The following is an 8351-nucleotide window of genomic DNA, read 5'->3' on the forward strand; positions in this document are numbered from 1 at the left end:
CACCACAAGACCCTTGCCGGTGTTGGCTGAAGTTGTCAGCCATGCGCCGGGAACGCGTCTTGGCCGTTGGAATCGCGGTGCTACTCGTCGCCTCCGCAGTGACGATGGTCGCGGTCCCCGGCGTGTTCGCTGACCGCGAACCCGATGACGTCCGTCCCGGCCGCGCCAACATTCAGGAAGTGACGTTAGCCACCAACGACGTCTCCGGCGGAACAGTCACACTGGGCGTGACATCGTACCTCCGACACTACGGTGGAACGTCCGAGAACGTCAGCATCCTCGTGCGCGCTGTCGACCTCGACTCCGGTCTCGTCGAAACGACTCGGAGGGTCGACGTCGACACAATCACCGGCGACAGGGAGGTCCCCGTCGAGGTCAACGTCTCGGTCGCCCGCGAGGGCGGCTACCGCATCGAGACCGTGCTGTACAGCGACGACCAGCGGGTCGGCACGGTCTCGAAGACCGTTCGCGGCGTCGGCACCGTACAGGCGGGCGGCCGGGCGGCGTTCCACGACTTCGCCGCAGGGCTCCCATCGATTCAGTACTCCGTCACCGACGCTGGCCCCAATCGGACGGCACTGGACGTCTCGACGTACCTCACGAACAGCGGTGCAGCCCCGTCTGGCCCCGTTACAGTCGAGCTGATCGTGCGACAGGCCGATTCGAACATCGTCGCAGCGCGCACGACCATCTCCGTCTCGGAGGTCGCGCCCGGCGAAACCGTCGCCCCGAGCACGACGGTCACCGTGCCCGCCGGCTACAACTACTACCTCGACGCGGTCCTCCGCAAGAACGGCGTTATCGTGGACGCGGCGCGTAGCGCGGCGAACCTCGACCCACAGGAACGCATCGAGGCCAACACGACCGTCCGCGACGTCGGCCTCCAGGTCGAGGACTTCGAGCAGACGGACGGCCAAGACCAGCCACAGCCGACGCCTGACAGTGAGGGGAGTACCGGTGGTGGCGTCCCCGGATTCGGGCCCGTGCTCGCGGTCGTCGCGCTCGCAATCAGCGCAGCCATCACTTGGAGGACACGCTCATGACCGACCAATCTGACTCCGCACCGACCGACGAACCGGCTATCGACGGACGCAACGTCCGCGACCTCCTGCTCCGCGGGACACTGCTCGTGTTGGGCGTGCTCGCGGTCGTCGCGCTCTTCCAGTTCTACACGAGCGCGAACGCCGCCATCGGCCAGTGGATCGGCCCCGACTTCCGCTCGCTGTTCCGCGCCGTGTTCAACCTCATCGTCCTGCTCGCGGCCGGTCTCGGCATCTCCCTGGTCGTCCGCGAACTCTCCGGTTAGAAGTCCAGTTCCATCTCGCGTTCGGCACCGCCGCCGACCGCCTCGAACCCGACCGACCGGTAGAGATTCAGTGCGACGCGGTTCGTCCGGTCGACAGTCAGCCAGACGCCCTCGACGCCGTGCGCGCTCCCGTAGCCCAGCAGCGTCCGGAGAAGCCGGGAACCGGTCCCAGCGAGTTGGTAGCCGGGCGCGACGAAGATGGCTAGTTCCGCCGTCGACTCGTCGATAGGGACGAGCGACGCGTGGCCGACCGGCGTCCCCTCGTGGTACGCGGCGACGTCCCAGCCGTCCGCGAGCAGCGTCTCGAGCCAGTCACGTCGGCGGCGTTCGTCGATCGGTGGAATCCGCTGTGCGCGGCTCTCGGCACCGAAGTCGTCGTACATCGCCGCCAGTGCGTCGAAGTCGTCGGCGTCGGCCGTGCGAATAGAGATACGTCGGGCCTCGTCGTCGCGGAACTCCACGGGCGGGACGGGGAACCGGTCGTCGGACTGCGGGGGTTGCTTGGTCCCGATGCGTCCCGTGGGGGCGTCGGCCGCTTGCGTAGTGTTCGATGGCATAGTGGGGTGCTCGCGACGGTGGTTCGGGCGGCGCTTTGCGTCTCCGTCACCTTCGAGTACATCGGCTACCCCCGGAAAAGCGGGGTACGGTTCCAGATTTCTGGGAAATGTAGGACAGCGACACTACGGCCCACACCGGCCAGTGTCGACTGTATCAAAACACACATCCCGCGTTGCTGTGAAGGAGTCGCTATTCAGCCGCTCCCATGACTGAAAAACGCGAGTACACCGGCGACTACGACGACAAGACGCTGTACATTCCGGGGCCGACGGAAGTCCGCGACGAGGTGCTGGAAGCCATGTGCGAGCCGATGTTCGGCCACCGCATGGACCAGATGACGGACCTCTACACGACCATTGTCGAGGACACGAAGACGTTCCTCGACACTGACAACGAGGTCATCATCCTCACTGCGTCGGGGACGGAGTTCTGGGAGGCCTCGACGCTGAACCTCGTCGACGAGAACATTCTCGTGCCGACCTGTGGGAGTTTCAGCGAGCGCCACGCGAACGTCGCCGAGCGACTCGGGAAGGACGTCGACCGCCTCGAGTACGACTGGGGGGAGGCCATCAAGCCCGGCGACATCCGGGACGCGCTCGAGTCCAGCGACAAGCACTACGACGTCGTCGCCACCGTGATGAACGAGAGTTCCACGGGCGTCCGCAACCCCATCGAGGAAATCGGCGACATCGTCGCCGACTACCCGGACACGTACTTCGTCGTGGACGCTGTCTCCGCGCTCGGCGGCGACTACGTCGACATCGACGAACACAACATCGACGTTATCTTCGCGTCCACGCAGAAGGCATTCGCGATGCCGCCGGGGCTGGCGGTCTGCGTCGTCAGCGACGACGCCTACGACCGCGAACTGGAGAAGGATTCGGCGTCGTGGTACGGGGGCTTCCAGCGTTCGCTGGACTACTACGACCGGAAGGGCCAGACGCACTCGACGCCCGCGATTCCCATCATGCTCGCGTACCGCAAGCAGATGAAGCACATGCTCCAGGAGGGCCACCTCGCGCGCGACCGGCGTCACCAGGAGATGGCCGAGTACACCCGCGAGTGGGCGCACGAGCACTTTGACGTCTTCCCCGAGGAGGGCTACGAGTCACAGACCGTGAGCTGCATCGAGAACACGCAGGACCTGGACATCGCGGCGGTCATCGACGAGGTCTCCGAGGAGTACGACATGGCGTTCTCGAACGGCTACGGGTCGACGCTCGGCGGGAAGACGTTCCGTATCGGGCACATGGGCGAGCACACCGTCGAGAGCATCGAAGCGCTGACCGACGCTATCGAAGACGTCGCTGGCCTCTAGGCTGCTGTCGTCGCTTTCAGTCGATTTTCTGGTTGGGTAGAAAGACTCGCTCCTGTGCGAGGAGCGGTCAGTCCGCGTCGATAGGTTCGAATTCGTCGTTTCCGCAGTCACACGTGCCGTCAGTCCCGATGGGCCGGTAGCCGTCGCCGGCTTGCTGTGCGGGGTACGTGCTGCTACAGTCCGTACAACCAACGATAACGTCAGGTGAACCACCTGTGTCACTGCCGTCGTCTGCCATCGTCGCTACCCGGTACGCAGACGACTCGCGTCGAAGAGGGATGGCCGAGTATATACAACCCATTCAAATACCATCGCCACTCCGCTGTTCGTGCTGTGACCCTCGGTCACACTACCGGTGAGGAGTCCGCTCGCCCTCCGTCGAATCTGGCGCGTCGAAGACGTCGCCGACGAGGTTGCCGTGGCCGCGGCGCAGTCGCTTCGAGAGCGCCTGCTGGCTGATGTCGAGTTCATCTGCGACTTCGTCCATCGTTGCCTCCGGTGGGACTTCGTAGAATCCCGCGTCGAGGGCGGCGACCAGTGCCTCACGCTGCTTCTCAGTGACGCCGAATCGGTCGGGCGCGCCCGCCTCACCCGAGCGGTACACGCGCTGGACCTCGTAGTTCACGTCGTGGCGCTCGCAGTACGTCGAGAACGCGGGCAGTTGGTCCGGGTCCTCGAACCGGATGCGGAGCTCCCAGCCACCGCGTTGGCCGGTCGCGGAGACGAGTGTCCCACCCGTCTCGACGACCGCGTTCGCTACCGACTCGACCCTGCCCGGCCACTCGGCGCGGTAGAGCGCTTCTGCCTCGTGGGTGTCTAGGCGAGTCGCCTCGTCGATTGTCGGGTCGTCCGTGACCGCCGACTCGAAGGCGTCGAGGTCGCCGTGCACCCAGAAGTACGGCGTGAGCCGGCCATCCGGGTGCGCGACGACGCGCTCGATTTCCACCACGGTCTCGGGGGCAGCCGCGAGCGTCTCGGCCATCGCGACGGAGTTGGCCGGCACCGCGACTTCCGCGACGACACTCATACGCGCCTTCGGACCCCCGGCGTAGTAAGTTTGCAGGCCGCTTCTCGCGGAGTTGCTGGAGGGAGAACGTTTATTCGCACTAGGCCGTAGGTTCCAATCGATGCCGGGCGATGAGTCGTGGCACATTGGGGGCGCCCGTGAGTCCGTGGAGCCACCGGCGTCGTTCGTCGACCAAGCGAACGTTACCGACCCCGACATTCGCGAGCAGTTCGAACGCGAGTGGCCGGCGTGCTGGGCGCGCGCCGCCGACCTTCTCGACTGGAACGACGACTACGACGCCGTGCTCGGTGGAGACGGCCCACCGTTCCGTTGGTTCGATGGCGGGACCCTGAATGCCAGTTACAACTGCATCGACCGCCACCTCGACGACCGGAAGAACCAGGTCGCGTTGACGTGGGAGGGTCGCCTCGGCGAGTCCCGGTCGTACTCGTATCTCGACCTCTACCGGGAGGTCAACGAGTTCGCAGCCGCACTCCGCGAATTGGGTGTCGAGGAGGAGGACGTCGTCACGCTGTACATGCCCGTCGTCCCCGAACTCCCCATCGCGATGCTGGCGTGTGCACGCATCGGCGCGCCGCACTCGGTCGTCTTTGCTGGCTTCTCCGCGGACGCGCTCGCGATGCGCATGGACGACGCCAACTCGGAGTATCTGGTGACCTGCGACGGCTACTATCGACGTGGTGCACCGGTCCACCAGAAGAACAAGGCCGACAACGCCGCCATCGCGCTCGACGACGGCATCGAAGCGACCGTCGTCGTCGACCGGCTCGGGGACGACACGCCACTGGCCGACGATGAGTACGATTACGGCGACCTCGTCACCGAACACCGCGGCGAGACTGTCGACCCCGTACCCCGCGACGCGACCGACCAGCTGTTCCTCATCTACACGTCCGGGACCACAGGCGAACCCACCGGCGTTCGCCACACGACGGGCGGCTATCTCGCGCACGCGGCGTGGACGAGCCACGCCGTTCTGGACATTCGGCCCGAGGACACGCACTGGTGTTCGGCGGACATCGGCTGGATTACCGGGCACTCCTACACCGTCTACGGGCCACTGGCGCTCGGGTCAACGACGATGCTCTACGAGGGGACACCCGACCACCCCGAGAAGGACCGCGTCTGGGAGCTCATCGAGCGCAACGCGGTCGACGTCTTCTACACCGCGCCGACCGCTATTCGCGCGTTCATGAAGTGGGGCGAACAACACCCGGACAGCCACGACCTCTCCAGCCTCCGCCTTTTGGGGACGGTCGGCGAACCCATCAATCCGCGCGCGTGGAAATGGTACCACGAACACATCGGGAACGGCGAGTGCCCGGTGGTGGACACGTGGTGGCAGACCGAGACTGGCGGCATGATGGTCACCACACTCCCGGGAATCGACGAGATGAAGCCGGGCTCGGCGGGCCTCCCGCTCCCCGGTATCGACGCAAAGGTCGTCGACGGCAACGGCGAACCCGTCGAGCCGGGCGACACCGGCTACCTCGTCGTCACGAGCCCATGGCCGGGGATGCCGCTGTCGATGGTCGAGAACGACAGTTGGTTCACGGACCAAGCGCCCGTCTTCCCGGACCTCTCCAACCACGACTGGGCGTACTTCACGGAGGACGGCGCAACCGTCGACGAGGACGGCTACATCACGTTGCTCGGGCGCGTGGACGACGTTATCAACGTCTCCGGCCACCGTTTCGGGACGATGGAAATCGAATCCGCCATCGCCGACGTCGAGGGTGTCGCCGAAGCCGCCGTCGTCAGCGGTCCCCACGACCTCAAGGGGCAGGCCGTTTACGCGTACGTCAGCGCCGCCGAGGACACCGACGAGGACGCGCTCCGGGAGCGCATCGCCGACGCCGTCGACGCTGCCATCGGCCCCATCGCCGTCCCGGACGTGGTCGTGTTCACACCCGAACTCCCGAAGACGCGCTCCGGGAAGGTGATGCGCCGCCTCCTCGAAGACATCGCCAACGACGACGATCTCGGTGACACCAGTGCGCTCCGCAACCCCGAGGTCGTCGGCGAATTGGAGTCGGCGCTCGGCGAGCGCGACTGACCAGCGTTTCGTCTTTCAAAGATAACTCGAAACCCTTCCCGTGGGAATATACGCGATAGTTGGCTATTGCGATGTTCTCGGTTGCTCCTCGAAAGATTCTTACTTCGCGTCTGTGATAGTCCACGAAACATGAGCGAGGGTGTCGCGGCGGCGCTGTCCGAGGCGTCCTACGAGCGGCTCCGCCGAGCCACGGAGACCCACCGCGAGGAACTCGTCATCCGGCTCGCCGGTGAAGCCGGGCTCCGACCCGCCGAAATCGCTCGCGTCCGGCCCGTAGACGTCACGACACACGACCACGCCGACGTCGCTCACAACTTCCTCAGCGTCCGCGACGAGGAGGGTGAGGTCGTTCGCGAGGCCTACCTGCCCGCAGATGTCGAACACGACCTCCGCCAGTACGCCCGCACGGTCGGTGTCGACGCCGAGGAACGCGTGGTATCGGTGTCGCCGCGGCGCGTCCAGATGCTCATCGCCGACGTCGGCGACCGCGCGGCCGACCGCACCGATGACGACGCGCTCCGGGACGTCTCCTCGCGGACGCTCCGCCGGTTCTTCGCCCGCCAGCTCCTCGACGAGGGGGTCGACCCGCGTGCAGTGGCGGCCGTCGGCGGCTGGGAGCGCCTCGCCAGCCTCGACCCGTTCGTCGACGACGTCGACCGCGGCGACGTCGCCGCAGCGTTCGCTGGCACCGACTTCGCGCCCGCGCGCCAGCCCGCTGAAGCCCCCGCAGAGCCGGACTTGCACTTCGACGCCGCGTTCGACCGCGTGCGTGCCGTCGGAGACGCCCTCGCCGAGACGTCCACGCGGGACGGCGTCGAGCAGCGAACCTGCGAGGCGCTCGTCAGGGGTGACACCTACGAGTTCGCGTGGATTGCGCGGTACAGCGGCGGGACACTACACGCCGCGACGCACGCAGGAGCGGCCGACGCGATGGTCGGCGTGGCCGCTGACGACGGTGCTATCGCGGATACCCTCACTTCCGGGGAGGTACGGGTCACGAACAACGTCCATGATGACGCGGGGTTCGCCGACTGGCGCGCGCACGCTAACGAGGCCGGGTTCGGCGCTGCCGCTACGGTGCCCGTCGACGACGGCGATACGACCTACGGCGTGCTCGGTGTTGGCGTCGACGGGACCATCAGCGACCGAGAACGCGATCTGCTCGCGGACCTCGGCCAGCGGGTCGGACGCACCGTTACGGTCGTCCAGCAGCGCCAACTCCTGTTGGCGGATACGGTGCTCGAATTGGCGTTCGAGACGACCGGCGACGAGTCGTTTTTCGCCGCTGCGGCCGCCAAACACGGCTGTACGTTCGAGTTGGACGGCGTCGTCCCTGGCGAGGAGGGCGCGCTCCTGTACTTCGTGCGGCTCTCGGGCGCGTCCGCGGAGACAGTACTGTCGTGGGCGGCCGACCAGCCAGCGGTCGCGGGCGGTCGCCTCGTCCGGGATTACGGTGACGAGTCGCTGCTCGAACTCGCTGTCACGGGCGCGGATATTGCGAAAACGCTGACTGACCGCGGCGCGTCGGTCCGGGAGGTGACGGCGACGCCCGCCGAGCAGCGCGTCGTCGTCGACGTCACAACGGACACGGACGTCCGGTCGCTGGTTGCGGCCGTCACTGACGTGTTCCCCGACACGGAACTCGTCTCGAAACGCGAGCGCGACCGTCCTGACGAGACCTCTGCGGCGTTCCGCGCGTCCCTGCACGAGTCGCTGACGGACAAACAGGCGTCCGTGCTGCGCGCGGCCTACCACGCAGGCTACTTCGAGTGGCCGCGTGGCAGTACCGCCGAGGAACTCGCGGACGCCATCGGCATCACGTCCCCTACGCTCCACAACCACCTGCGGCGCGCCCAGCAGAAGCTCCTCACGGCGTTCTTCGCGGAGGACGACGTCGGACGCGGCGGCGTCGAGTGGCCCGACGACTGACTTGCGTCGCCACGTTGCTAACTATTTAGTGAGGGTGTCATAGAACGAGTAACACACCAAAGAGCAGGGTGAACGCTGAGGTGGGATGAGTTCAGCGACCCTGCAAGATGATCCTTCGGTAGAGTCCTTCTTCAATGTCGCGGAGACGGAGACGCTA

The 8351-nt window shown here is 66.3% G+C and carries 8 protein-coding genes; 5 read left to right on the forward strand and 3 right to left on the reverse strand.

Annotation, left to right across the window (positions count from 1 at the left end):
* Positions 1 to 41: 41 nt before the first annotated feature.
* Entirely contained in the window at positions 42 to 1043 is a 1002-nt protein-coding gene (locus LPA44_RS16300) for a DUF7490 domain-containing protein (protein ID WP_230890557.1), read from the forward strand.
* A complete protein-coding gene (locus LPA44_RS16305) occupies positions 1040 to 1306 on the forward strand; it encodes a hypothetical protein (protein ID WP_230890558.1) in 267 nt (88 codons plus the stop codon). The genes LPA44_RS16300 and LPA44_RS16305 overlap by 4 nt, the downstream gene beginning before the upstream one ends.
* Here LPA44_RS16305 and LPA44_RS16310 read toward each other — a convergent pair.
* Positions 1303 to 1863 carry a GNAT family N-acetyltransferase gene (locus LPA44_RS16310; RefSeq protein WP_230890559.1) on the reverse strand — a complete coding sequence of 187 codons (561 nt, stop codon included), beginning with the start codon at positions 1861 to 1863 and terminating at the stop codon, positions 1303 to 1305. The two genes, LPA44_RS16305 and LPA44_RS16310, sit on opposite strands and share 4 nt — an antisense overlap.
* A gap of 206 nt (positions 1864 to 2069) precedes the next feature.
* On the opposite strand from LPA44_RS16310, the gene LPA44_RS16315 reads away from it, so the two are divergent.
* Positions 2070 to 3182: a pyridoxal-phosphate-dependent aminotransferase family protein gene (locus LPA44_RS16315; protein WP_230890560.1), complete on the forward strand. Its 1113-nt coding sequence runs from the start codon at positions 2070 to 2072 to the stop codon at positions 3180 to 3182.
* Positions 3183 to 3249: 67 nt separating this feature from the next.
* Here LPA44_RS16315 and LPA44_RS16320 read toward each other — a convergent pair whose 3' ends face one another.
* Positions 3250 to 3420, reverse strand: a complete 171-nt coding sequence (locus LPA44_RS16320) for a hypothetical protein (RefSeq protein ID WP_230890561.1) — start codon at positions 3418 to 3420, stop codon at positions 3250 to 3252.
* A gap of 111 nt (positions 3421 to 3531) precedes the next feature.
* The gene (locus LPA44_RS16325; protein WP_230890562.1) at positions 3532 to 4209 is read right to left on the reverse strand and encodes a helix-turn-helix domain-containing protein; all 678 of its coding nucleotides are present in this window, start codon (positions 4207 to 4209) and stop codon (positions 3532 to 3534) included.
* A 100-nt stretch (positions 4210 to 4309) separates the two neighbouring features.
* On the opposite strand from LPA44_RS16325, the gene acs reads away from it, so the two are divergent.
* A complete protein-coding gene (gene acs / locus LPA44_RS16330; RefSeq protein ID WP_230890563.1) occupies positions 4310 to 6265 on the forward strand; it encodes an acetate--CoA ligase in 1956 nt (651 codons plus the stop codon).
* A gap of 129 nt (positions 6266 to 6394) precedes the next feature.
* Positions 6395 to 8194 carry a bacterio-opsin activator domain-containing protein gene (locus LPA44_RS16335; RefSeq protein ID WP_230890564.1) on the forward strand — a complete coding sequence of 600 codons (1800 nt, stop codon included), beginning with the start codon at positions 6395 to 6397 and terminating at the stop codon, positions 8192 to 8194.
* Positions 8195 to 8351: the final 157 nt, after the last annotated feature.

The organism is Halobacterium sp. KA-4 (genome assembly GCF_021028995.1).
GTDB lineage: Archaea > Halobacteriota > Halobacteria > Halobacteriales > Halobacteriaceae > Halobacterium.